Below are 24873 nucleotides of genomic sequence, written 5' to 3'. Positions count from 1 at the left end.
CTTCTGGCGTTGATTTTCCGTTTCTTTTCTTACGCGCAAAGCCCCTCTGATTCAGGCGCTAAAGTAAAAAAAGAAGCGGAAAATGGCAGCGTTCATGCTTGCGTTACCCTGAGGCTTAATGGCGAATTCTCTTATTGAAAGGCGCGCCAGTAAAAATGTCAACAGATTGATATGGCAGAAATTAAAAGAGGGAGCGTGGCTCCCTCTTTCAACTGGCTTACGCCAGAGCTGCTTTCGCTTTTTCAACCAGGGCAGAGAATGCCACTTTGTCGAATACGGCGATGTCAGCCAGGATCTTACGGTCGATTTCAACAGAGGCTTTTTTCAGGCCGTTGATGAATTTGCTGTAAGAAATACCGTTCTGACGTGCTGCTGCGTTGATACGTGCAATCCACAGCTGACGGAACTGACGCTTACGTTGACGACGGTCACGGTAAGCGTACTGACCTGCTTTGATAACAGCCTGGAAGGCAACGCGGTATACGCGAGAACGCGCACCGTAGTAGCCTTTAGCTTGTTTCAAAATTTTCTTATGACGTGCACGTGCAATCACACCACGTTTTACGCGAGCCATAGTGCTCTCCTGTTTCTATTCTGTAAAAAAGTTAAAAGTTAAACGGCTTATGCGTACGGCAGGCACGCGATTACCAGACCCAGATCGCCTTTGGAAACCATGGCTTTCGGGCGCAGGTGACGTTTACGCTTGGTCGCTTTTTTGGTCAGAATATGACGCAGGTTAGCGTGCTTGTGCTTAAAACCACCTTTACCGGTTTTTTTGAAGCGCTTAGCAGCACCGCGTACGGTCTTAATTTTTGGCATCTTAATTACATCCACTTCGCATTGTTAATTAAACGAAACGTAGGCGAACAAAATCTGTGAAGCCCAAAGGCTCCACAGAAACTGTTACTTGAAGGCCTTACTGTTTCTTCTTAGGAGCGAGCACCATGATCATCTGGCGGCCTTCGATCTTCGTTGGGAAGGATTCGACCACTGCCAGTTCTTGCAAATCGTCTTTCACGCGGTTAAGCACTTCCATACCGATTTGCTGGTGGGCCATCTCACGACCGCGGAAGCGGAGCGTGATTTTGGCCTTATCGCCTTCTTCGAGAAAGCGAATCAGGCTGCGGAGTTTTACCTGATAGTCGCCTTCATCTGTACCAGGACGGAATTTAATTTCCTTAACCTGGATAACTTTTTGCTTCTTCTTCTGTTCCTTAGAAGACTTACTCTTTTCATAAAGGAACTTGCCGTAGTCCATGATACGACAAACTGGCGGCTCGGCGTTAGGGCTGATTTCAACTAAATCTACTCCAGCTTCTTCAGCCTTTTCGATAGCTTCTCTCAGACTCACAATTCCCAGCTGCTCGCCTTCCAGACCTGTTAAGCGAACTTCCTGGGCGCGAATCTCGCCATTGATACGATTCGGACGTGCCGTTTGAACTCGTTTTCCGCCTTTAATACCTTATTCCTCCAGTTGTTGAAGACTGCGGCTGCGAATCTCTTGCTGCAGCTTTTCAATTACGTCGTTAACGTCCAGGCTACCGAGGTCTTTACCACGGCGGGTACGAACGGCCACTTTGCCTGCTTCGACCTCTTTATCGCCACAAACTAACATGTATGGAACACGACGTAATGTATGCTCGCGGATTTTAAAGCCAATCTTCTCGTTTCTCAAGTCTGCTTTTACACGAATGCCTGCATTTTGTAGTTTACGGGTCAATTCGTTAACGTATTCAGACTGCGAATCGGTGATATTCATCACCACGACCTGTACCGGAGCAAGCCATGTCGGGAAGAACCCGGCGAACTCCTCGGTCAGGATACCGATAAAACGTTCCATTGAGCCCAGAATCGCGCGGTGAATCATCACCGGCACCTGGCGCTCGTTGTTTTCGCCCACATAAGACGCGCTCAGACGCGACGGCAGGGAGAAGTCGAGCTGTACGGTGCCACACTGCCAGGCGCGATCGAGGCAGTCATAGAGCGTAAACTCGATTTTCGGGCCGTAGAACGCGCCCTCACCCGGCTGATATTCAAACGGGATATTGTTCTCTTCCAGCGCAACCGCCAGGTCGGCTTCCGCACGGTCCCACATTTCGTCGGTACCAATACGTTTTTCCGGACGCGTGGAGAGCTTCACCACGATCTTTTCAAAGCCGAAGGTGCTGTACATGTCATAAACCATGCGAATACAGCTGTTCACTTCGTCGCGCACTTGCTCTTCCGTACAGAAGATATGGGCGTCGTCCTGCGTAAAACCACGTACGCGCATCAGGCCATGCAGTGCGCCCGAAGGCTCGTTACGGTGGCAGCTACCGAACTCCGCCATACGCAATGGCAGGTCGCGGTATGATTTTAGACCCTGATTAAAGATTTGCACGTGGCCCGGGCAGTTCATCGGCTTGATGCAGTATTCACGGTTCTCGGAAGAGGTCGTGAACATCGCGTCTTTATAGTTATCCCAGTGACCGGTTTTTTCCCACAGTACACGGTCCATCATGAACGGACCTTTAACTTCCTGATACTGATACTCTTTAAGCTTAGAGCGAACAAACGTTTCCAGCTCGCGGAAGATAGTCCAGCCGTCGTTATGCCAGAACACCATACCCGGCGCTTCTTCCTGCATATGATACAGGTCGAGCTGTTTACCGATTTTACGGTGATCGCGCTTCGCGGCTTCTTCCAGACGCTGCAGATAGGCATTCAACGCTTTCTTATCCGCCCATGCGGTACCGTAGATACGCTGCAGCATTTTGTTGCTGCTGTCGCCACGCCAGTAAGCACCTGCGGTTTTCATCAGCTTAAAGTGATGGCAGAAGCGCATATTCGGCACGTGCGGACCGCGGCACATATCCACATATTCTTCGTGGTGATACAAGCCCGGTTTATCGTCACGGGAAATATTTTCATCAAGAATAGCGACTTTGTAGTTCTCGCCACGCTTCACAAACGTTTCGCGGGCTTCCTGCCAGCTCACTTTTTTCTTGATGACGTCGTAATTAGTTTCCGCCAGCTCGTGCATACGCTTTTCGAGGGCGTCGATATCTTCCTGAGTCAGGGTATGGTCGAGATCGACATCGTAATAAAAGCCGTTGTCGATAACCGGGCCAATCGCCATTTTGGTATGGGGCCACAGCTGTTTGATGGCATGACCCAGCAGGTGCGCACAGGAGTGACGGATAATTTCCAGACCGTCTTCATCTTTCGCGGTAATAATCGCGAGCTGAGCGTCCTGTTCGATACTGTCGTGAGCGTCCACCAGCTCGCCATTCACGCGGCCTGCGATACAGGCTTTCGCGAGGCCCGGACCGATATCCAGGGCAACATCCATGGGGCTGACAGCATGGTCGTAATGGCGTTGGCTGCCATCAGGAAGCGTAATAACAGGCATTATAAATCCTTATTCACAGTGGTGACCCACACGCAAGATCACATATGATTTGAAAATGGTTTTGATTCAGTAAGTTATGTAGCCATCTGACCAACATTCGCCAAATTGGTACACACTTTTGGTACGCAACGCCTATTCCATATGGCTTTTAGGCTTTGCTTCTATACCCATGGTAACACTAATAAAATGGATAAAGCTATCCATGCTCAGATGGCCGGTACTCATGCCCGGAATGAGCGATAAGCGTCAGTTAGAGCGCAAAGTCTCTGTTTCCCGCTTCCTGGACTTAGCGCTCATCGCTGATTACGCCAGTAATAAAAGGCGCATTTATTCGGCAAGCTTCAGTAGCGCCTCGCCATCAAGGCGATAGCGTACCCATTCAGATTGCGCCGCCGCGCCAATGCTGAGATAAAAATCGATGGCAGGCTGGTTCCAGTCCAGCACGCTCCACTCAAGGCGACCACATTGCCTTTGCACCGCGCACCGGGCGATATGTTTTAACAGGCCCCTTCCCGCCCCTTTACCGCGATATTCAGGCGAAACATATAAATCTTCCATATAAATGCCGTTACGCCCGAGCCATGTGGAATAGCTGGTAAAGAAAACGGCATATCCTACGGCTTTATCGTCAATCTCGCATATCAGCGCTTCCGTTTTGCTGCCTGCGCCAAAAAGCGTTTCCCGAATCTCCTCTGGCGTCGTGACCACTTCATGTGGGGCTTTTTCATAGACCGCCAGTTCATAAATCATTTCATAAATTGCCGTTGCATCTTCCGGACGGGCTGCGCGAATGGTGTAGCTCATTGGTTTTCCTGTTATCTCATCATGGGCAGACATTGATGGCGTTAAGCATACGGGGTAATGTCAGGAGAATTAAGTGCAATGAAATCACTCAATGATGAATATTATGCATCCATCCTTAAGACGTCTTGATTTAAATCTTTTACCGGTTTTTGACGCTATCTATCGGCACCGCTCCGTTCGCAAGGCTGCCGATGAACTGGCGATGAGCACTTCGGCCCTGAGCCACGCGCTGTCGCGGCTGCGCACCACGCTTAACGACCCGTTATTTTACCGGGAAGGCCACCGCATGTGCCCCAGCGTATACGCCACACAGCTTGCGCCTTCCATCGCTTCGGCACTGAAATTTCTCAATCAGGAGCTGACGCCGCAGCCGGAGTTTGACCCGGCCAGCAGCACAGAGTGCTTACAGATTGCCATCACCGATTTCACCGCATTTTGCATTTTCCCTGCCCTCATGCACCGGCTGCAGCACGACGCGCCCGGCCTGCGTTTTGAGTTACGCTATTTACCCCACAGCCCGGCGCTGAATGAACTGCTGGCGGGCGAAATGGATCTGGCGCTTGGATTCAGCGCACCGGAGGATATCCGACACGCGGAGCTGGACGAAATCAACTGGCTGGAAGATGACTATGTTGTTATCAGCAGCGCACGCAGAGCACAGCTGACGTTTGAGGATTATCTTGCAGCCAGACACGTGGTGGTAACGCCCTGGAATGAAAAGCAAGGCGTGCTTGATTCTCAGCTGGAAAAGATGGGTTATGCGCGCCACATCGCGCTCAAAACCCCTTCTATGCTTGGCGCGCCGTTTATCGTTGCAGAAAGCGACTTACTCATGGCGCTTCCCCGCTTTGCCGCGCAGAAACTGCTGCCGGCAACTGATATCAGGATATTTGAATTACCTTTCAACGTACCGTCGTTTGAAGTGAAAATTTATTCGCATCAACGCAGTGGTAAACGCGGCGCAACCGACTGGCTTAAGCGCGTCCTGCAAGCGCTGGCAAGAGATAGGTAACACGTGAAAATCACGTTCTCGTTAATTAAGCACTCAGCGCGCTACAGGCGTCCCGGGCTTTCATCGCGCAGGAGATCCCCCTGCACGGCAGTGTAACGCTCTTTTGCCCTGATGCTTGTGTCAGCGACCGCCTGGTTCTGGTGGGTGAACTTTTCCTGACAATCGCAACACTCTACACTGCGGGATTCATTTGCTGGCATCGTTAACAAAGGAAAAAAACGCATGGCGCTGGAACCAGAAATTGCACGTCTTGTTGATGACTTTATCGCGGCGGGCCGCCCCTCCCCGCGCACGCAGACATTTGAAGAGCGTCGCGCAGGTTATATCGCCAGTACGGCGCTCGCCGGTGTTTCTGAGACCCGCGTGAATATTGAAGATACGAAGATTGACGCTATTCCTTTACGTATTTTCTCGCCTCTGAATAGAGAGAACGCGCTCCCGGCGATTATCTATTATCACGGCGGCTGTTTTGTAAGCGGCGGGTTTGCTACACATGATAATCAACTGCGCCAGCTGGCCTTCCTGAGTGGTTGTCGGGTGATTGCCGTGCAATACCGCTTAGCGCCAGAGCATACTTATCCCGCCGCACATGATGATGCCGAACGCGCCGCGCAGCTCATCTGGCGGAAAGCGGAAACACTGGGCATAGATCGCCGCCACATGACATTTATGGGCGACAGCGCGGGCGGTCATCTGGCGCTGATAACCGCTCTGCGATTAAAAAATAGCGGCGCGTGGCTGCCCCGCCAGCTGGTGCTGATTTATCCGATGCTGGACGCCACGGCATCCTCTGAGAGTTATCGATCAAACGGTACCGATTATGTCCTGACGAGCGACGCGTTTCTGAGCGGTTTCGAGGCTTATCTTGCTGATACTGATGTTTTGCACCCTGAAGCCAGCCCGTTATTTCGTAATGATTTCGCAGGATTACCGCCGATACACATCATTACCGCGGAATATGATGCGTTACGTGATGAAGGCGAAGCGCTGTTTGCGCGAATGACGCAGCAAGGGGTGAACTGCACGGCACAGCGTTATCTCGGCGTTATTCACGGTTTCTTTCAGCTTGGCGGCATCAGCCAGGCCGCGCGCAATGTAATGCAGGATATTTGTGCCTTAATACGTTCAGGAAATACGCATTAGGGCGCTGCATTTAACCAAGCGTTCTGGAGAGAATAATGAGCCCCTGATGCTCGTCGAACCCATGTTTGCGGTAGAAGAAATCGGAGGGGTAAGCTTTATGGGTGTTGAGAATGATCGCATTCAGACCTTCGTTTAAAGAACGATCGGCGATGAAATTCATCAGCGCGCTACCAACACCCTTTCCCTGACAATCGGGATCGACGAAAAATTCATCGATATAATACTCAACGCCCCCCGGCCACGGTTTCTTAAAACCGATGCTCGCTGCGACTATTTTCTCGTCATATCTGGCAATGTAACCTCTGAAATAATTATTTTTCAGATGTTGCTGGATAAAAGCGATGACCGGCGCCAGCTCGCTCTTTTCAAACCAGGGCGCTTCTTTATAGACCTTACAATAGAGATGGGCGCATTCGGTGATATGGGTATCGTTAAGCGCTGAAAAATCAATTTTCATTTAAGTCCCTGCGTGAGCCGGTTTACGGATCAGGCAAATCTACTTCACCGCACAGAAAAGTGTCAAAAAGAAGGCGTCAGAAAGGAGCAATGAAAGCGAGTCTTAGCAGCTAAAAAGACAGCGTCAGGCGGCCTGATCAAGTGCCTGACGCTGCGAATCATCGAGAGACGTTATTTCTTGTTAGCGCTAACGAGGGTCTTGTCCGCTTTCCAGAGGCGATATTTCACGTCGATATTTTCGGGCGCATACACCACCACCGGCAGCTTGCTGTTGTAATTCAGCATGCCATTTTCACCAAGGTTTGCGGTGACGAATTTTTTCTCTTTTTTACCGTCCGGGCAGGCCATCATGGTTGAGGTATACATGACCGAGCCGTCTGCATTTTTGGCGGACTCAAACGTGTAATAGTCATATCCCCAGCCTTCGAGTGTTTTACGCTCAAATTTTCCGGCCAGCTGATGCTTATTACAATCAACGTCAAGGGTCTGGCCTATAACCAGTTCGACTTTGTAGGATGCTTCATCCTGGCGCTCAGGCAAGTCGATCACCTGACGAACCATGCCTTTTTCCGCCTTTGGAAAAGGCGCGATATTTTCAGACGTTTTTTTCGGCGGCGAATACGCTACCGGAAATGCAACCGGCAGCAGCCAGGCTTAACATGAGCGCTGAAATTTTATTCATTATGAAAGTTCTCCACAGGTTTTAGCTCCACGGTAAAAACTGAATTCAATTTCAAAAACCGTGACAATCACTGCTATATTATTCATAAGCAGTGTTTTATGTCACCCTCACGCAAACCATAGCTAATTTTTCTCTGTATCATTTATTTTACAACGCGTAAAAATCAACGGTTACTCACGTTAATAATCGTTAACCGGCTTAGCGCTTCAGAACCGCGGTGCGATACCATGCTTCGGCGATTTAATATTGGCTGCCCAGACTTTAATCTCCTTCTGGCTCATTAAAGTAAAATCTGAACGCAGCTTTTCGACGAGCGCGTTGACTTTATCGGCGTCACGTACCAGATAGTGCTCAATCTTTTCTGAGCCCTGCTGGGTACAAAAATAGTCAGCGGGAATGATGTCACTGTTGATTTCCAGTGCTCTTGGCTGCGCCGGGCATTTTCCTGGCGTCAGAGAAGAGATCACCATATTCGCTGAACGGAAACCCGCCTGCGAAATACTCAGCATGACCGGACTGCCCCCGGCGGTCTGGGTCATATCATATAAAACTGCGTCTTTTTCATACCACGTATTATATTCGCGGCCCTGAACCACAGCGCTGGCAGGGCCAGTGCTGCCAAGAAAAAGGCAGCACATCAGAAAGGATTTTTTCATTGTTATTCATTGCCGGTGTGTGTGCAGCGATCATTCACAATCTGATTTTAAGAATCAAGCTATTAAGTTTTTACTGAGTACAACGGAATGCGGGGATTCAGGAATAACTAAAAGCAGGAAAAGCAGGAAAAAGAAAAGCCCCCGAAGGGGCTTAAGTTTTACTCGTTAATGCGAGGATGCTGATCGACCAGACGGGTGCGTTTTTCCTGCAACTCGGCGATCTCTTTGTCAATATCTTCAATTTTCTGTTCGATATTGTCATGGTGCTCACGCAGAATTTCGCGCGCCTCCTGGATATCCGATGCCGCAGGCGTCGCGCCCTTCAGAGGACGGTTTGCCGTCTCTTTCATCGTCAGGCCAGTAATCAGACCAATGACCGCGATAACCATCAGGTAATAGGCTGGCATCATCAGGTTTTCTGTACCTTCCACCAGCCACGCTGTCACGGTCGGCGTCAGACCAGCAATCAATACCGAGATATTGAACGCGCTTGCCAGCGCGCTGTAGCGGATGTGCGTCGGGAACATCGCCGGGAGCGAAGATGCCATCACACCGGTAAAGCAGTTCAGGATCACCGCCAGCATCAGCAGACCAGAGAAAATCAGGCCGATAACGTTACTGTTAATCAGGACGAACGCAGGGATGGCGAGCACCATCAGCGCCACGCTCCCAAAAATCACGAACGGGCGACGACCAAAACGGTCGCTCAGCAGGCCCATCACCGGCTGGACAAACAGCATACCGATCATAATCGCGATAATAATCAGCACGCCATGCTCTTCCGAGTAGTGCAGATTATGCGACAGATAGCTCGGCATATAAGTAAGCAGCATGTAATAGGTCACGTTGGTGGAAATCACCAGACCGATACACGCCAGCAGGCTGCGCCAGTGTTTAGTCGCAATCTCTTTAAAGGAGACTTTCGGGCCGTGCTGCAAACCTTCGCGATCGCCCTGCTCCAGCTTATCAACATGCTGCTGGAACGCCGGCGTTTCTTCCAGCGCATGGCGCAGGTAGAGACCAATCAGGCCAAGCGGCAGCGCCAGGAAGAACGGCAGTCGCCAGCCCCAGCTCAGGAAATTCTCTTCGCCAAGGATAGCAGAGATAAGCACCACCACGCCTGCGCCCAGTACGAAGCCCGCGATAGAGCCGAAATCCAGCCAGCTGCCCATAAACCCACGTTTACGGTCCGGGGAATATTCCGCGACAAATATTGACGCGCCCGTATATTCGCCGCCTACCGAGAACCCCTGCGCCATTTTACAGAGTAACAGCAGGACAGGCGCCCAGATACCTATCGACGCATACGAGGGAATAAGCCCGATACAGAATGTACTGACGGACATAATCACAATGGTTATGGCGAGGATTTTCTGACGACCATATTTATCGCCGAGCATCCCGAAGAACAGCCCGCCCAACGGACGGATAAGAAAGGGAACCGAAAACGTCGCCAGCGCGGCGATCATCTGCACGCTTGGGTTGGCATCCGGGAAAAACACTTTGCCGAGCGCGTAAGCCACAAAGCCATACACACCAAAATCAAACCACTCCATCGCGTTACCGAGAGAGGCTGCGGTAATCGCCTTACGAAGTTTCGCATCATCAATAATCGTGACGTCACTCAGAGAGATCGGTTCTACTTTTTTTCTTTTAAGCTTCATATCCATCCTCATTGAATTCGCTCTTTGACTTGGGTGGCGGTCAGCCGCTTCCCTCAGTCCGCTTCCTTAGCGATAAAGAAGCCTTATCTTTCCAGGACTTCCTTTAAGAGCGTAGCAGGATCTCGTCCCGCTGTTAGTAATGACACATCCGAATGTGCTTACCTGCGTTTTCAGATGCCTGACCCTTCTTTACCCTAACAGCGAACAAATTTGCGATCAACTTCACAGTTTATTTTATCGCGTTTAAGCGCCTTGATTTGGCATATTTCATTAATCCGCTAAGGGATGTCAGGCGAAAATACCTGGTTCTGTCAGGGATAATTTTATCAGGGCATTGAGACTGGCTGAGAAGCAGGTAAATAGCGTTGTCAGATCATTATTCTGATAAGAATGAACTTATCGGTGCGCACAAGGGTGCATAAAAAATGTAAGAAACATTAAGTAAAATTATGACGAATAGCAGTAATAAAAAAGCCGAATCAGAGGATCCGGCTTTTACCACGATAAAACATCACTGACCTTCATCAGGACCAGTCGCCTGCAACCAGCGTTTGCGTGTTAAACGCATCATTCATTGACTGGCCTGTCGAGGCTGCACCTGGCTGAAGACTGGTGCCTGCTTCGATGTCGCTTACGCGCCATCCGGCATACGGGGCTTTATTCTGTGAAGGCTGGGTCGTCGGGGTCGCGAAAGCGCTGAAGGAAAGCACGCTCAGCGCCAGGGCGGCGGCCGCGGTTTTGAGGGTATTCATTTTGTTATCTCTTCTTTGCAGCATATAAATGGGTGACGTGTTATTCATCACCTGTGTATAAATGGTAGATCCACATCACACTTTCGAATAGTCAAATTATTTGGTGTGCGACCTCAAAGAAACTGAACCCGGCTACAGCACACTGATAAAAAAGGCTTTTCATTAAACACGCTGCAAAGGCAATAGACACACAATGCTAAAGGAAGCTGAAAGTAACGCATTAAAAAAGGCTGGCAATGCCAGCCTTTCAGAGCCGCGCTAAGCGACTTTACATACGGTAACCCAGCGTGACGGACGTGCGAGTATCGGTATGATCCGGCGCGCTCGCAGGCGGGTTAGAGTTCCAGGTCACGTTATAGGCGACTTTCAGGCCAAAATGTTCGTTGATAGCCACGTCCAGCGCCGTTTCGGAGTTGACGTTGGTATCTTCAGAGCCGAACACGGAAACGCCCTGTGTGAACTTAGCGTTATCGGTAAGCTGCCAGGTATAGATGCCAGACGCGTAACCCAGGCCCTGCGTTTTGGTATCACCGTTGGTGTATTCGTCGTAACGCACACCCGGACCGAATTCAAAACGCAGGCTGTGCACCGGGCCATTCAGGAACTGACGACCATAACCGAGCGTCAGCACGTCGCGCTCGCGATAGCCGTTATAACGGTCTGTCAGCCAGCTCGCCTGACCAAACAGGTAATCATAATCGGTTACGTTTACGCGGCTACGTCCGCCCACCGCATATTTTTCGGAGGAGCGTTCGTCATTAGAAGAGGTATTGCTGGCATTTCCCCAGAGCGACCAGGCGGTGGTTTCACCATACCAGGTCAGGTTGCTGTCAGCCGTTAAAGAAGAACTTTTGGTATTGCCGGTTTGTGCCAGGTAACCCGCGTTTAAATCACCTTCAAACGGTTTTTTCGCGGTGGAAGGATCGTCCATGACAGTAAAAACGGTATTATCAGCCATCGCGTGCTGGCTCAGCAGCGCGCCACCCGCCAGCAGCATAGCCAGGGGCACTGTCTTAAAAAGCTTCATGTTGATTTTCAGGTCCATACAACAAAAAAAAGGACCATTACGGTCCCGTAACTTTTTCTCTGGATCAATAAAATCTGCCCACAGAAAGGTAACGAATTATAAAAAGGCACCTGTGGCTTAGCAATGAATTCCTTTCGCTATTTAAGAATAAGCGGACTCTTAAAAATAAACTTTTATTTATATAGAACGGTCATCCGATTAATATCGGGCACAAGGTAAAATCAGCACGTTATTCACCCACCGTCTGGCTGTCGGGTGCTACGCTTAGGGCAGTCTAAAAAAACGGAGGCGATATGGTACGTATTTATACGCTCACGCTGGCGCCCTCGCTCGACAGCGCCACAATCACGCCGCAAATCTATCCGGAAGGGAAACTACGCTGCAGCGCGCCGGTTTTTGAACCCGGCGGCGGCGGTATTAACGTCGCACGCGCCATCGTCCATCTGGGCGGCAGCGCCACGGCCCTCTTCCCGGCGGGTGGCGCGACGGGCGAGCATCTGGTCTCGCTGCTTAATAATGAAAAGGTCGCGGTCGAGACGGTTTCCGCCCGCGACTGGACCCGCCAGAATCTTCACGTGCATGTCGAATCGAGCGGCGAGCAATACCGCTTCGTTATGCCAGGCGCCACGATTACCGACGATGAATTCCGCCAGCTGGAAGAAAAAGTGCTGGCGATTGAATCGGGCGCAATCCTGGTGATAAGCGGCAGCCTGCCGCCCGGCGTCAGCGTGGAGAAACTCCAGCTACTGATTAAAGCGGCACGTGCGCAGGGGATTCGCCTGATTGTCGATAGCTCCGGCGACGCGCTGGCCGCCGCGCTGGAAGTTGGCGATATTGAACTGGTTAAACCCAATCAGAAAGAGCTGGCGGCGCTGGTGAAACGCGATCTGACCGCGCCGGACGATGTCCGTAAAGCCGCAGAAGAACTGGTGCAAAAAGGGAAAGCCCGCCGCGTTGTGGTTTCACTGGGGCCGCAGGGCGCGCTCGGCGTTGACGGTAAAGACTGCGTGCAGGTCGTGCCGCCGCCGATGAAAAGCCAGAGTACGGTTGGCGCGGGCGACAGCATGGTCGGCGCCATGACGCTGCGCTTATCCCAGGATGCCCCGCTGCTGGATATGGTGCGTTATGGTGTGGCTGCCGGCAGCGCCGCTACTATCAATCAGGGTACGCGGCTCTGTTCGCAGGAAAACACCGATAACATTTATCAGTGGCTGACTCGCTAACATTCCGGCCAGCCCCGGCGGGCTGGCATTTTATTGCTGACAATGAGGTTCGCCATGAGTGAAGTGACCCGCTATGTCGTCACCGTGAAGTTTCATGAGAAAAGCCTGACCGATATTAACGAACTGAATAACCATCTGACGCGCGGCGGTTTCCAGCTCACGCTTGCCGACGACGATGGCAAAATACACGAGCTGGGCACCAATACCTTCGGGCTGGTCAGCGCGCTCAGTGATAAAGAAGTAGCTGAACTGGCCGAAGGGCTTGGCGAGGCGGCGCTCGATCAAAAGCCGCAAGTCACCGTCACCACGTTCGAAAACTGGCTGCGCGACAACGATACCGTGTAACGTCGTCCGCGCGCGGCAGGTTGTGCGCTCGCGCAGATTTTCCTCTGCACGGGCGCGTTACGCTGATGTTCTTTAAGGGAAACCTGGGAGAGTAATCATGTGGCATGCCATTACGCGTTTGTTAAACGAACAGCTGGGCGCCGGTGAAATCAGCCAGCGAACCGAACTGCCGGGCGGTGAAATTCATGCCGCGTGGCGAATCGACTGGGCCGGGCGCGCTATCTTCGTGAAATGCGATGATTCAACGCTGTTGCCCTGCTTTACCGCCGAAGCCGATCAGCTCAACCTGCTGGCGCGCAGTAAAACGGTCACGGTGCCGGAAGTGCTCGGCGTCGGCAGCGACCGCGAATACAGTTTTCTCCTGCTGGAATACCTGCCGCCAAAACCGCTCGACGCACATAACGCTTTTTTGCTCGGTCAACAGCTGGCGCGCCTGCACCAGTGGAGCGAGCAACCGCAGTACGGTCTCGATTACGACAACCACCTCTCCACCACGCCGCAGCCCAATGCGTGGCAGCGCCGCTGGGCGAGTTTTTTCGCCGAACAGCGCATCGGCTGGCAGCTGGAGCTGGCGGCGGAAAAAGGCATGGAATTCGGCGATATCGACCGAATCGTGGATGCGGTACATCAGCAGTTGATCTCGCACCAGCCCGCGCCTTCGCTGCTGCATGGCGATTTGTGGTCCGGCAACTGCGCGCTGGGGCCGGACGGGCCGTATATCTTCGACCCGGCCTGCTACTGGGGCGATCGCGAATGCGATCTGGCGATGCTGCCGCTGCACCCGGAGCAGCCGCCGCAGATTTACGACGGTTATCAGTCGGTGCTGCCGCTGCCCGCCGGCTTCCTTGAGCGCCAGCCGCTCTATCAGCTTTATACCCTGCTAAACCGCGCCATTCTTTTCGGCGGCCAGCATCTGGTTACCGCACAGCAGGCGTTAACCCGCGTTCTGGGCATATGAGAAAGGCGCGCCGCAGCGCGCGTTTACAAAAAACCAAGCAGGGAGAAGAACACGTAGCCCAGCACCAGCACAATCACCGGCAGGATATAAAGCGGGAAGATTTGCAGGAAAATGGTATGGCGCGGCACCACGATGCGTGATTCCAGCGCCTCGCGGCTCAGCCCTTCTTCGCCTTTGGCGCGCTCAAGGATCAGGCTGTCTTCAACATGCTCACGCAGAAAACGCGCCTGGCGACACATCCGCGCGCCCGACGCCTGTAACGCCAGACCAACAAAAATCAAAATATAGATTATCCAGAAGCTGATATTCGCGTGACGCGTGAAATCGGGTTGCGGCGAGTTGTACCAGAAGACATTCAGGAACGGCGTATTAAAGCGCACCATTTCAATCATCACGTGGGCGAAATCCATCATCACGGCGTTAATGCCCGGCTGCTTTTCGCTGTGCTGATACATAAATTTCAGCACGGAGATAATCGTGGAGAGCGTGGCAGGAATAAAAATCACCCATCCGGCGATGCGTTTTAAGACACCAATGCGTCCAGCTTGTTGATACGTCATGCTTTCCCCTTGATAGCGACGCGACAGATTGGCCTAAGTTTACCCTGTGAAGCGCCTTTTCGCCTGAACTTTCCGGCACATGGCAGGAAAGCGGTAGCCATAACGCGTTTTTCCGGCTATTCATTAACCTTCCCGCGTAACAAAAAAGGAGTGACACGATGTCTTCGCCGCGACAGATCCTCGCCGCTATTTTTGATATGGATGGTTTACTGATTGACTCCGAACCGCTCTGGGACCAGGCGGAGCTCGAAGTCATGGCAACACTCGGGGTGGATACCTCCCGCCGCCACGAGCTGCCCGACACGCTGGGCCTGCGCATCGATCTGGTGGTGGCGCTGTGGTTCGCGCAGCAGCCGTGGAACGGCCCGTCACTGGATGAAGTGACGCAGCGCATTATTACCCGCGCCATGACGCTGGTGGAAGAAAAACGTCCGCTGCTGCCGGGCGTGGCAGATGCGATTGCGCTCTGTAAAGCGCAGGGGCTGAAGGTCGGCCTCGCCTCCGCCTCGCCGCTGCGGATGCTGGAGCGCGTACTGACGCTGTTTGATCTGCGCGAGCAGTTTGACGTGCTCGCTTCCGCCGAACACCTGCCTTACAGCAAACCGCACCCGCAGGTCTACCTGGATGCGGCGGCAAAGCTTGGCGTCGATCCGCTCTGCTGCGTGACGCTTGAGGATTCCGTTAACGGCATGGTCGCCACCAAAGCGGCGCGTATGCGCTCCATTGTGGTTCCGGCCGAAGAGAACCGCAGCGACGCGCGCTGGGCGCTCGCCAACGTGCGTCTGAACTCGCTGACCGAGCTTGAGCCCTGGCATCTGAAAGGCTAAGCCCCTTATCGCCGCTGCTGCCCGGCAGCGGTTTTCAGCTTTTGTTCCAAAAAATACCGCCCGCCGTCATATTTTTAAAACGCAGTTTCATTTAGCTTTGTTTTTTCTGCTGGCGACTCCTATCATTGCTCTGAATGCGAAAGGGACTTTCCCTGCGCCGCAATGATGAGTCAAAGAGGAACGGAACATGCTGGAGACATTCTCGCTTGCCGGAAAAGTGGCGATGGTGACCGGTTGCAATACCGGGCTTGGGCAAGGCATGGCGCTTGGGCTCGCCGCCGCCGGATGCGATATCGCAGGCGTCAGCCGTCGTCCTGCGCGGGAGACCGCCGCGAAAGTCCACGCGCTGGGCCGCCGTTTTGTCGCGATTGACGCGGATTTAGCCACGGCACCGGTACAGCCGCTCGTCACCGAGGCCGTCGACGCGCTGGGGCGTATCGATATTCTGGTCAACAACGCCGGGATCATCCGGCGCGACGACGCGCTCGATTTCAGCGAAAAAGACTGGGACGACGTGATGGATCTCAACCTGAAGGCGCTGTTCTTCCTCTCTCAGGCCGTCGCCAGGCAGTTCATTGCTCAGGGTAGCGGCGGCAAAATCATTAACGTCGCCTCCATGCTCTCTTTTCAGGGCGGCATTCGTGTGCCTTCCTACACCGCGTCGAAAAGCGGCGTGCTCGGCCTGACACGGCTGCTCGCCAATGAATGGGCACCGTATGGCATCAACGTTAACGGCATTGCACCGGGCTATATGGCGACCAACAACACGCAGGCGCTGCGCGAAGATGCCGAACGCAATGAGGAAATTCTGGCGCGTATTCCGGCAGGCCGCTGGGGAACGCCGGAAGATTTACAGGGGCCGGTGATTTTTCTCGCCTCAAAGGCATCAGATTATGTGAACGGTTATACCCTTGCGGTGGACGGCGGCTGGCTCGCCCGCTGAGCGCAACGCGAGGCGTCACGCGGGCTGCGGTGACAAAGTGTTACACCGTCACCACTTTTCTCTACTGTATAAAAACCCTATACTGGATAGATTGACAGTTACAGGGTTTTATCATGACGGCGGAAGGCCACCTGCTTTTTTCGATTGCCTGCGCGGTATTTGCCAAAAATGCCGAGCTGACCCCTGTGCTGGCGCAGGGCGACTGGTGGCATATTATCCCCTCCGCCATTCTCACCTGCCTGTTGCCGGATATCGATCACCCGAAGTCCTTCCTGGGACAGCGGCTAAAGTGGATATCAAAACCCGTGGCGCGAATGTTCGGCCACCGGGGGTTTACGCACAGCCTGCTGGCGGTGTTTGGCGGGCTGACGCTGTTTCTGTTAAAAGTGCCGGAAACCTGGATACTGCCTGCCGATGCGCTGCAAGGGCTGGTGCTCGGCTATCTCAGCCATATTTTCGCCGATATGATAACGCCCGCGGGCGTGCCGCTTTTATGGCCCTGCCGCTGGCGCTTTCGCCTGCCGTTGCTCTACCCGCAAAAAGGCAATCAGCTTGAGCGCGTATTATGCATGGCGCTGTTTATCTGGGCGGTCTGGATGCCGCAAAGCATGACCGACAGCAGCGCGATGAAATGGTCTTCGGCCGCCATCAATTCCCTGCAAAACACCTTTAATCGGTTTATTCATCACCAGATGGAACAGTAAATAAACTGAAATCGCGTTTTGATATAAACCATTCCATTTGGATATAAGGCACCCTGTTTTGATTCTGATACCCTTTGCGGCATAAAGGCATGCCATTTCGGCCATGCCGGTTATAAAAAAATCAGGAGAACGGGGATGAATTTTCCACTGATAGCGAACGTTGTCGCGTTCGTGGTTCTGCTGCTGTTGCTGGCGCGCACGCGCCATACGCAGTGGAGCCTGGCAAAAAAAGTACTACTCGGTCTCGCCATGGGCGTGGTCTTTGGCCTGGCTTTGCACACCATCTATGGTTCTGACAGCGAGACGCTGAAAACTTCCATCCAGTGGTTCAACATTGTCGGTAATGGCTATGTGCAACTGCTGCAGATGATCGTAATGCCGCTGGTGTTCGCGATGATCCTGAGTGCGGTAGCGCGTCTGCATAACGCCTCGTCGCTGGGTAAAATCAGCGTGCTGACCATCGGCACCCTGCTCTTTACCACGCTTATCGCGGCGCTGGTCGGCGTGCTGGTGACCAATCTCTTCGGCCTGACGGCGGAAGGTCTGGTTCAGGGTAGCGCGGAAACCGCGCGTCTGAACGCCATTCAGACCAACTACGCCGGTAAAGTCGCCGATCTGACCGTACCGCAACTGATCCTCTCTTTCATTCCAAAAAACCCGTTTGCCGATCTCACCGGCGCGAGCCCAACGTCCATCATCAGCGTGGTGATTTTCGCGGCGTTCCTGGGCGTGGCGGCGCTGAAACTGCTGAAAGACGACGCGCCGAAAGGCGAGCGCGTGCTGGCCGCTATCGACATCCTGCAGAGCTGGGTGATGAAGCTGGTGCGTCTCGTTATGCAGCTGACGCCATACGGCGTGCTGGCGCTGATGACCAAAGTGGTCGCAGGCTCTAACCTGCAGGACATCATCAAGCTCGGCAGCTTTGTGGTCGCCTCTTATCTGGGCCTCGGTATTATGTTTGTGGTTCACGGCGTGCTGCTGGCCGTGAATGGCGTGAGCCCGCTGCGTTACTTCCGTAAAGTGTGGCCGGTGCTGACGTTTGCCTTCACCAGCCGCTCCAGCGCGGCGAGCATTCCACTGAATGTGGAAGCGCAGACGCGTCGTCTGGGCGTGCCGGAATCCATCGCCTCTTTCGCGGCGTCCTTTGGCGCGACGATTGGTCAGAACGGCTGCGCGGGTCTCTACCCGACCATGCTCGCGGTGATGGTCGCCCCGACGGTCGGTATTAACCCGCTCGACCCGGTGTGGATAGCAACGCTCGTCGGCATCGTGACCTTAAGCTCCGCCGGTGTAGCGGGCGTGGGCGGCGGTGCGACTTTCGCTGCGCTTATCGTACTGCCAGCGATGGGCCTGCCGGTGACGCTGGTGGCGCTGCTGATTTCCGTCGAGCCGCTGATCGATATGGGCCGTACCGCACTCAACGTGAGCGGCTCCATGACTGCAGGTACGCTGACCAGCCAGTGGCTGAAGCAGACTGATAAAGCCATCCTGAACAGCGATGACGAGGCCGAACTGGCGCACCGTTAATCACGTAAGATGATGCCCTTATCAACCCCGGCCTGTGCGCCGGGGTTTTCTTTTATGGGCGTTAGTCAGCGATAAAGACGAAAAAGCCCGCCGGTGAGCGGGCTTTTTTTCAGGCGACAGCTTTCTTCTGCGCGTCGCGCCGGGCGATAAACTCCGCGGCGGGTACGATGCGGCTGAACGCTTCCTGAATGCGCATATCATTCTCGACCTCCCACAGATCGACAGCCGCCTGCAGGTCAAGCCAGAAATCAACTGAGGTTCCAAACGCTTTTGCCAGACGAAACGCCATATCTGTAGTGAGTTTGCGGTTATTGTTCACCAGCGCGCTCACGCTATTACGATGGACGCAAAGCATCTCCGCCACCTCGTTGATTTTAAGGCCGAGCGGCTCCAGGTATTCGTACACCAGGATCTCGCCGGGCGTCGTGGGCTTTCTGGTTGCCTGTTTCATGTTCATTTCCTTAACGTTGCGGCGCGCCGCAATCAGTAATTATGCGGATCTAAATAGAGATCTTCCTCTTTGCCTTCCACCCATCTGAAAATCAGGCGGTAGTGATGGTTGACCCGAATCGATGAATACCCCTGCAATTTACCGCTCAGCGCCTCAAAGCGGTCGCCAGGCGGCGAGCGAAGATCGCGGTATGACGTTGCTGCGTTGATGATGTCGAGCTTGCGCGCCAGTGTGGTATGAATCTCCGCCGGGATGTTGCGGTGTGGCGTCGAATACACGAAAAACGCCGCCAGCCAGGCGTCACGAAAACTGCCGATATGCTTCTGCATTCCATTGATACCTCCCTGTTTCTTTTCGTGATCATTTTAATGCACCGCCGCACAGTGCACAAATGCGGTTCTAAGGTAAAATAAAACCCGCATTAGCGGGCTTCGTGGCTGACAGTCGGCAGCCTTAGGACAGCGGCTGCCTGTACGGGGCGATAAACCCCGCCCTATACCTCATCCTGTTTGAGCTGGTTCGCCCAGCGCTGGGCGGCTTCGGGGCTGCTGAAGGCGGGCGAGCGGCGAAAACGATCCCCGGACATCACAAACGCCACATATTTGCCCTTCAGCACCCAGACATCCTCAAAACCCTCCATGCGATCCGCATGATCCGGCGGAGCCGGCTCCACGCGTGGAACATAGCTGATAACGGGACGATTCTGATGACGAAGTGGTTTCATAAGCGTCGGATTCACTGGCTGAAAACAAAAGATAAACCACTATGATAGCGGATCGGACGGCTCTGCGTCGCATCCTGCGTGCGCTGTACCGTTCATTTGCCGCTTTTTACGCCGTCCCCTTTTCCGCAAGAACTTCAGTGCTGTTCTATAGTTACCTTACATTTCATGCAGCCATCCGGTTGCTTAAGAAAAAGGAAAGGAGACGAGTTCAATGTCGAATGATGAGAAACGCCCTAACCATGAAGCCCCGTTCCACGACGCGCGTTCATCAGAGCCGGGCATGGGATCGCTGGCGCCTGCCGATGGCTCCCACCGCCCTTCTCCGACGCCGACCCCGCCAGGCGAGCAGCCGACCGCGCCAGGCAGCCTGAAGGCACCGCAGGTGACGAACGATAAGCTCGGCGCGCTGGAGACCTTCCGCAAAGGCGGTGAGAACGAGGCGCTGACAACCAACCAGGGCGTGCGTATCGCCAACGATCAGAACTCGCTGCGCGCCGGCACCCGCGGCCCGACGTTGCTGGAAGATTTTATCCTGCGGGAAAAAATCACGCACTTCGACCACGAGCGTATTCCTGAGCGCATCGTCCACGCGCGCGGCTCGGCCGCCCACGGCTACTTTCAGCCATATAAAAGCCTGAGCGATATCACCAAAGCCGCGTTCTTAAGTGACCCAGAAAAAATCACGCCGGTGTTTGTGCGCTTCTCGACGGTGCAGGGCGGCGCGGGCTCCGCGGATACGGTGCGCGATATTCGCGGCTTCGCCACCAAGTTTTATACCGAAGAAGGGATTTTCGATCTGGTCGGCAACAATACGCCGGTGTTTTTCATTCAGGACGCCCATAAGTTCCCGGATTTCGTTCATGCCGTGAAGCCGGAGCCGCACTGGGCTATTCCGCAGGGCCAGAGCGCGCATGACACTTTCTGGGATTACGTGTCGCTCCAGCCGGAAACGCTGCATAACGTCATGTGGGCGATGTCTGACCGCGGCATTCCGCGCAGCTACCGCACCATGGAAGGCTTTGGCATTCACACCTTCCGCTTTATCAACGCCGAAGGCAAAGGCACCTTTGTGCGCTTCCACTGGAAGCCGGTGGCGGGCAAAGCGTCGCTTATCTGGGATGAATCGCAGAAGCTCACCGGGCGTGACCCGGATTTCCACCGTCGCGATCTCTGGGAGGCCATCGAAGCGGGCGACTACCCGGAATATGAACTCGGCGTGCAGCTGATCCCGGAAGAGGACGAGTTTAAGTTTGATTTTGACCTCCTCGATGCCACCAAGCTCATCCCTGAAGAGCTGGTGCCGGTGCAACTGGTCGGCAAAATGGTGCTGAACCGCAACCCGGATAACTTCTTCGCCGAAAACGAACAGGCGGCGTTCCACCCGGGCCATATCGTGCCGGGGCTGGATTTCAGCAACGACCCCCTGCTGCAGGGCCGTCTGTTCTCTTACACCGACACCCAGATAAGCCGTCTCGGCGGGCCGAACTTCCACGAAATCCCGATTAACCGACCGACCTGCCCGTACCATAATTTCCAGCGCGACGGCATGCACCGGATGGATATCGACACCAACCCGGCGAACTACGAGCCAAACTCGATCAACGACAACTGGCCGCGCGAGACGCCGCCTGCGCCAAAAGCGGGCGGGTTTGAAAGCCATCAGGAACGTATTGAGGGCCATAAGATCCGCGAGCGCAGCCCGTCGTTTGGCGAATATTACTCCCAGCCGCGCCTCTTCTGGCAGAGCCAGACGCCGGTCGAGCAGCGCCATATCATCGACGCCTTCAGCTTTGAGCTCAGCAAAGTCGTGCGCAGCTATATCCGCGAGCGCGTGGTGGATCACCTCTGCCATATCGATATTTCGCTGGCGCATCCGGTGGCCACTAATCTTGGCATTACGCTCACTGAAGAGCAGATGCATGTCGCGCCGCCGAAGGACGTTAACGGGCTGAAGAAAGACCCGTCGCTGAGCCTGTATGCCGTACCGGGCGGCTCCGTGAAAGGCCGCGTGGTCGCGGTGCTACTCAACGACCATGTGAAATCCGCCGATCTGCTCGCCATGCTGCAGGCGCTGAAATCGCACGGCGTGCATGCCAAATTGCTCTACAGCCGCATGGGTAGCGTGACGGCGGATGATGGCTCGCAACTGGAAGTCGCCGGCACGTTTGCGGGATCGCCGTCCGTGACCGTCGATGCCGTGCTGGTGCCGGGCGGTGCGGCGAGCGCGCTTGCCGATAACGGCGATGCGGTCTACTACCTGCTGGAGGCGTATAAACATCTGAAAGCGATCGGCCTGATGGGCGACGCGCGCGGCCTCAAGCGCCATCTGGCGGTGCCGGACACCGGCGAGGAAGGCATTGTCGAAGCTGACGACGCCGCCGGCAGCTTTATGGACGATTTCATCCACCAGCTCGCCTGCCACCGTGTCTGGGCGCGTACGCCGAAAGTGGCGTCAATTCCGGCTTAATCGCCATTGTGCTATCCAAAAACGCCGCCTGCTGCGGCGTTTTTTGTGCTTGTGCCAAAAACATCAGACATAAAAAAACCGGCCGGAGCCGGTTTTTTTGTCAACAGCGCGATTATTTCTTCGGCGCCTGCGGGTCGGTGTCGTACTCGGCACAGGTCTGGTAGCCGGAGTTCATCACGTGGCCTGTATCGTCCAGCGCAACGAAATAGGTTTCGGTTTTACCATTACGGCTGCCCAGAATATAAGTCTGGCAGGTACCGCGAGCGTGGATCATGGTCACTTCAGAAGACGGCTTACCGGCAATCTGCATCACCTGCTGACGGCTCATGCCTTTTTTCACATCTTTTACTACCGGCTGGGTAAACTGATCGGCGGTGCGATCGTAAGCGGTACACCCTGCCAGCATCGTCATAACAGCCGCTGCACCCAGAAACCCTGCAAACTTCTTGTTCATTGTGTCATCCTCTTTTTTTCAGCGTGTGCAGATAAGCCTGGAATATAAAATAACATTTTTCAACTTGTTACCTGAAACAACGTCAAATTAAGAGTATTCCCTCAGCCAATACTGATTACGTTAAAACCGCCTGACACCGCGCAGGGCGGCGACAACTTGTCGTTTTGCCCACAACGGGTTAGCTTTAACCAATCACCGTTTCAATGCCTGCGCGTTGCAGGCGAACAAGACTGGAGGGGTAAATGGCATTACAACAAGAAATTATTCAGGCACTTGGTGTGAAACCGCAAATTGACGCTCACGAAGAGATCCGCCGCAGCGTCGATTTTCTCAAATCCTATCTGAAAACCTATCCGTTCCTGAAAACGCTGGTGCTGGGCATCAGCGGCGGTCAGGATTCCACGCTCGCGGGTAAACTGAGCCAGCTTGCCATCAGCGAATTGCGTGATGAAACCGGCGATCAGAGCTATCAGTTTATCGCGGTGCGCCTGCCTTTCGGTGTGCAGTTCGACGAAAAAGATTGTCAGGATGCGCTGGCGTTTATCCAGCCGGATAAAGTGCTGACGGTCAATATTAAAGAAGCGGTGCTGGCGAGCGAGAAAGCACTGCGTGAAGCAGGCATTGAGCTGAGCGATTTTGTGCGCGGCAACGAAAAAGCGCGTGAACGTATGAAAGCGCAGTACAGCATCGCCGGGATGACCAAAGGTGTGGTGGTGGGCACCGATCATGCCGCCGAAGCCGTCACCGGCTTTTTCACTAAGTATGGCGATGGCGGCACCGACATCAACCCGCTGTTCCGTCTTAATAAGCGCCAGGGCAAACTGCTGCTGAAAACCCTGGGCTGCCCGGAGCATCTCTATCTTAAAGTGCCGACCGCCGATCTCGAAGACGACCGCCCGTCTCTGCCGGATGAAGTGGCGCTCGGCGTAACGTACGACAACATCGACGATTACCTGGAAGGCAAACAGATTGATGAGAAAATCAGTCAGATCATCGACGGCTGGTATGTGAAAACCGAGCACAAACGTCGCCCGCCGATCACGATTTTTGACGATTTCTGGAAACAGTAAGCGCGTTTCGGCACCCTCCCCGACCCGGGAGGGTGTCTCTCTCAGCGTCACGTTTTGCGCCACAACGCTTTTTTCACGGATGACGTATGTCAGTTTCAACGCAGCGCGCCACGCTGCCGGGCCTTCTGGCCATTCTGCTCTGGAGCACCTCCGTCGGTTTATTGCGCAGCATCAGCGAGGCGTTCGGCCCGGTGGGTGGCGCAGCGCTCATTTATACCGTCAGTTCGCTGTGTCTGATGGTGTCGCCTGGCCTCATTCACCCTGGCCGCTTACCGCGCCGCTATTTAATCATCGGCGGTGTGCTCTTCGTTGGCTATGAAATCTGCCTCGCGCTGGCGATAGGTCTTGCGCATACCCGCGCGCAGTCGCTGGAGCTGGGGATGATTAACTACCTCTGGCCGAGCCTGACGGTGCTGCTGGCGGTGCTTATCAACGGCCAGCGCTGCCGCGCCTGGCTCTGGCCTGGGCTGCTGCTTGCGGTCGCGGGCGTGTTTCAGGTGCTGAAAGGCGACGGCGGCTGGTCGCCTGCGCAGCTCTGGCTCAACATGCAGGATAATCCGCCCGCCTATGGCCTCGCGTTCAGCGCCGCGCTGGTCTGGGCGCTCTACTGCAACCTGACGCGCCGCTGGAGCAACGGGCAGAACGGCGTGGGGCTCTTTTTCTGCGCCACCGCCGCCGTCCTCTGGCTGCAATATAGTCTCGCGCCACAGCCCCCGATGCAGCTTTCGCTTCCGGCCGTCGCGCAACTGCTCTTTATGGGGCTTTCCACCGCAGCCGCTTACGCCGCCTGGAACTACAGTATTCAGCACGGCAATATGACGCTGCTCGCCACCGCCTCTTACTTCACGCCGGTGCTCTCGGCGCTGCTGGCGAGCCTGTGGCTCGGCCTCGCGCCGGGCATCGCGTTCTGGCAGGGCGTGGCGATGGTGGTGGCAGGCTCCCTGCTCTGCTGGCTTGCCACGCGCAATCTCAACTAAGATGGCGCTTTTTCAACCACACATTCCCTGATAGACTGGATAAGTAAACAGTATTC

28 protein-coding genes, 1 pseudogene and 1 other annotated feature (1 of these 30 only partly in view) are annotated in these 24873 nt (G+C 54.3%); of the genes and pseudogenes, 12 read left to right on the top strand and 17 right to left on the bottom strand.

Features of this window, described 5'->3' with window-relative positions:
• Positions 1-101: a sequence feature (Phe leader region), on the bottom strand (it extends 24 nt beyond the left edge of the window).
• From pheM to G9X48_RS03430, 6 genes are all read right to left on the bottom strand, one after another.
• Positions 52-96, bottom strand: a complete 45-nt coding sequence (gene pheM, locus G9X48_RS21265; protein ID WP_106120997.1) for a pheST operon leader peptide PheM — start codon at positions 94-96, stop codon at positions 52-54. Its footprint overlaps the feature before it by 45 nt.
• Positions 102-217: 116 nt before the next feature.
• Positions 218-574: a 50S ribosomal protein L20 gene (rplT, locus tag G9X48_RS03450; RefSeq protein WP_000124849.1), complete on the bottom strand. Its 357-nt coding sequence runs from the start codon at positions 572-574 to the stop codon at positions 218-220.
• A 47-nt stretch (positions 575-621) separates the two neighbouring features.
• Positions 622-819 (bottom strand): 50S ribosomal protein L35, encoded by a 198-nt coding sequence (gene rpmI / locus G9X48_RS03445; RefSeq protein WP_001124225.1) that lies wholly within the window; start codon positions 817-819, stop codon positions 622-624.
• A 97-nt stretch (positions 820-916) separates the two neighbouring features.
• Positions 917-1459 carry a translation initiation factor IF-3 gene (gene infC / locus G9X48_RS03440; RefSeq protein WP_012905609.1) on the bottom strand — a complete coding sequence of 181 codons (543 nt, stop codon included), beginning with the start codon at positions 1457-1459 and terminating at the stop codon, positions 917-919.
• Positions 1460-1462: 3 nt separating this feature from the next.
• Positions 1463-3391 (bottom strand): threonine--tRNA ligase, encoded by a 1929-nt coding sequence (thrS, locus tag G9X48_RS03435; protein WP_004387090.1) that lies wholly within the window; start codon positions 3389-3391, stop codon positions 1463-1465.
• 327 nt (positions 3392-3718) lie between these two features.
• Entirely contained in the window at positions 3719-4195 is a 477-nt protein-coding gene (locus G9X48_RS03430; RefSeq protein ID WP_032989857.1) for a GNAT family N-acetyltransferase, read from the bottom strand.
• A 91-nt stretch (positions 4196-4286) separates the two neighbouring features.
• Here G9X48_RS03430 and G9X48_RS03425 point away from each other — a divergent pair, with 91 nt between their 5' ends.
• Together G9X48_RS03425 and G9X48_RS03420 are read left to right on the top strand one after the other, a co-directional pair.
• A complete protein-coding gene (locus tag G9X48_RS03425) occupies positions 4287-5207 on the top strand; it encodes a LysR family transcriptional regulator (protein ID WP_097641612.1) in 921 nt (306 codons plus the stop codon).
• Between the two features lie 222 nt (positions 5208-5429).
• Entirely contained in the window at positions 5430-6350 is a 921-nt protein-coding gene (locus tag G9X48_RS03420; protein WP_097641613.1) for an alpha/beta hydrolase, read from the top strand.
• 10 nt (positions 6351-6360) lie between these two features.
• On the opposite strand, the gene G9X48_RS03415 is transcribed toward G9X48_RS03420, so the two are convergent.
• From G9X48_RS03415 to G9X48_RS03390, 6 genes and pseudogenes are all read right to left on the bottom strand, one after another.
• Complete coding sequence (locus G9X48_RS03415; protein ID WP_085660926.1) at positions 6361-6807, bottom strand: GNAT family N-acetyltransferase; 447 nt, start codon at positions 6805-6807, stop codon at positions 6361-6363.
• A 170-nt stretch (positions 6808-6977) separates the two neighbouring features.
• Positions 6978-7488: pseudogene (gene eco, locus G9X48_RS03410) on the bottom strand (serine protease inhibitor ecotin).
• A 206-nt stretch (positions 7489-7694) separates the two neighbouring features.
• Positions 7695-8144: a hypothetical protein gene (locus G9X48_RS03405; protein ID WP_004386556.1), complete on the bottom strand. Its 450-nt coding sequence runs from the start codon at positions 8142-8144 to the stop codon at positions 7695-7697.
• 158 nt (positions 8145-8302) lie between these two features.
• Positions 8303-9808 (bottom strand): glycine betaine/L-proline transporter ProP, encoded by a 1506-nt coding sequence (gene proP / locus G9X48_RS03400; RefSeq protein WP_007894028.1) that lies wholly within the window; start codon positions 9806-9808, stop codon positions 8303-8305.
• 524 nt (positions 9809-10332) lie between these two features.
• Positions 10333-10560 (bottom strand): hypothetical protein, encoded by a 228-nt coding sequence (locus G9X48_RS03395; protein ID WP_032989862.1) that lies wholly within the window; start codon positions 10558-10560, stop codon positions 10333-10335.
• Positions 10561-10828: 268 nt separating this feature from the next.
• On the bottom strand, positions 10829-11587 hold the full coding sequence (locus G9X48_RS03390) for a YdiY family protein (RefSeq protein ID WP_004386559.1): 759 nt from the start codon (positions 11585-11587) through the stop codon (positions 10829-10831).
• 293 nt (positions 11588-11880) lie between these two features.
• On the opposite strand from G9X48_RS03390, the gene pfkB reads away from it, so the two are divergent.
• The 3 genes from pfkB to G9X48_RS03375 all read left to right on the top strand — a co-directional run bounded on the left by pfkB (position 11881) and on the right by G9X48_RS03375 (position 14113).
• The gene (gene pfkB / locus G9X48_RS03385) at positions 11881-12810 is read left to right on the top strand and encodes a 6-phosphofructokinase II (protein WP_097647888.1); all 930 of its coding nucleotides are present in this window, start codon (positions 11881-11883) and stop codon (positions 12808-12810) included.
• 54 nt (positions 12811-12864) lie between these two features.
• Positions 12865-13155, top strand: a complete 291-nt coding sequence (gene ghoS / locus G9X48_RS03380; RefSeq protein ID WP_097565112.1) for a type V toxin-antitoxin system endoribonuclease antitoxin GhoS — start codon at positions 12865-12867, stop codon at positions 13153-13155.
• Positions 13156-13252: 97 nt separating this feature from the next.
• Positions 13253-14113 carry a fructosamine kinase family protein gene (locus G9X48_RS03375; protein ID WP_097641615.1) on the top strand — a complete coding sequence of 287 codons (861 nt, stop codon included), beginning with the start codon at positions 13253-13255 and terminating at the stop codon, positions 14111-14113.
• A 23-nt stretch (positions 14114-14136) separates the two neighbouring features.
• On the opposite strand, the gene G9X48_RS03370 is transcribed toward G9X48_RS03375, so the two are convergent.
• Entirely contained in the window at positions 14137-14673 is a 537-nt protein-coding gene (locus G9X48_RS03370) for a YniB family protein (RefSeq protein ID WP_004386563.1), read from the bottom strand.
• Positions 14674-14831: 158 nt separating this feature from the next.
• On the opposite strand from G9X48_RS03370, the gene hxpB reads away from it, so the two are divergent.
• The 4 genes from hxpB to G9X48_RS03350 all read left to right on the top strand — a co-directional run bounded on the left by hxpB (position 14832) and on the right by G9X48_RS03350 (position 18674).
• Positions 14832-15500, top strand: a complete 669-nt coding sequence (gene hxpB, locus G9X48_RS03365; protein WP_004386564.1) for a hexitol phosphatase HxpB — start codon at positions 14832-14834, stop codon at positions 15498-15500.
• A 187-nt stretch (positions 15501-15687) separates the two neighbouring features.
• The gene (gene kduD, locus G9X48_RS03360) at positions 15688-16443 is read left to right on the top strand and encodes a 2-dehydro-3-deoxy-D-gluconate 5-dehydrogenase KduD (RefSeq protein WP_032989866.1); all 756 of its coding nucleotides are present in this window, start codon (positions 15688-15690) and stop codon (positions 16441-16443) included.
• A gap of 113 nt (positions 16444-16556) precedes the next feature.
• Positions 16557-17147, top strand: a complete 591-nt coding sequence (locus tag G9X48_RS03355; RefSeq protein ID WP_097641616.1) for a metal-dependent hydrolase — start codon at positions 16557-16559, stop codon at positions 17145-17147.
• Positions 17148-17282: 135 nt separating this feature from the next.
• Positions 17283-18674 (top strand): L-cystine transporter, encoded by a 1392-nt coding sequence (locus tag G9X48_RS03350; RefSeq protein ID WP_097641617.1) that lies wholly within the window; start codon positions 17283-17285, stop codon positions 18672-18674.
• 109 nt (positions 18675-18783) lie between these two features.
• Here G9X48_RS03350 and G9X48_RS03345 read toward each other — a convergent pair whose 3' ends face one another.
• The 3 genes from G9X48_RS03345 to cedA all read right to left on the bottom strand — a co-directional run bounded on the left by G9X48_RS03345 (position 18784) and on the right by cedA (position 19864).
• Positions 18784-19125 carry a HigA family addiction module antitoxin gene (locus G9X48_RS03345; protein WP_097641618.1) on the bottom strand — a complete coding sequence of 114 codons (342 nt, stop codon included), beginning with the start codon at positions 19123-19125 and terminating at the stop codon, positions 18784-18786.
• 32 nt (positions 19126-19157) lie between these two features.
• Positions 19158-19454: a type II toxin-antitoxin system RelE/ParE family toxin gene (locus G9X48_RS03340; RefSeq protein WP_097641619.1), complete on the bottom strand. Its 297-nt coding sequence runs from the start codon at positions 19452-19454 to the stop codon at positions 19158-19160.
• Between the two features lie 164 nt (positions 19455-19618).
• Positions 19619-19864, bottom strand: coding sequence for a cell division activator CedA (cedA, locus tag G9X48_RS03335; RefSeq protein WP_255212326.1), 246 nt, complete (start codon positions 19862-19864; stop codon positions 19619-19621).
• Positions 19865-20060: 196 nt separating this feature from the next.
• Between cedA and katE the strand changes: the two genes are divergently transcribed.
• Entirely contained in the window at positions 20061-22316 is a 2256-nt protein-coding gene (gene katE, locus G9X48_RS03330) for a catalase HPII (RefSeq protein ID WP_076727529.1), read from the top strand.
• 112 nt (positions 22317-22428) lie between these two features.
• On the opposite strand, the gene osmE is transcribed toward katE, so the two are convergent.
• Positions 22429-22770, bottom strand: coding sequence for an osmotically-inducible lipoprotein OsmE (gene osmE / locus G9X48_RS03325; RefSeq protein WP_004387341.1), 342 nt, complete (start codon positions 22768-22770; stop codon positions 22429-22431).
• 242 nt (positions 22771-23012) lie between these two features.
• Here osmE and nadE point away from each other — a divergent pair, with 242 nt between their 5' ends.
• Positions 23013-23840 carry an ammonia-dependent NAD(+) synthetase gene (gene nadE, locus G9X48_RS03320; protein ID WP_004387342.1) on the top strand — a complete coding sequence of 276 codons (828 nt, stop codon included), beginning with the start codon at positions 23013-23015 and terminating at the stop codon, positions 23838-23840.
• A gap of 86 nt (positions 23841-23926) precedes the next feature.
• Positions 23927-24817 (top strand): aromatic amino acid DMT transporter YddG, encoded by an 891-nt coding sequence (gene yddG / locus G9X48_RS03315; protein WP_097641620.1) that lies wholly within the window; start codon positions 23927-23929, stop codon positions 24815-24817.
• Positions 24818-24873 lie beyond the last annotated feature (56 nt).

Origin of the sequence: Cronobacter sp. HA18006 (assembly GCF_011605445.1) — a bacterium.
Lineage (GTDB): Bacteria > Pseudomonadota > Gammaproteobacteria > Enterobacterales > Enterobacteriaceae > Cronobacter > Cronobacter sakazakii.
Note: the sequence above shows the minus strand (reverse complement) of the source record. Positions and strands in the feature narration are given on the sequence as shown.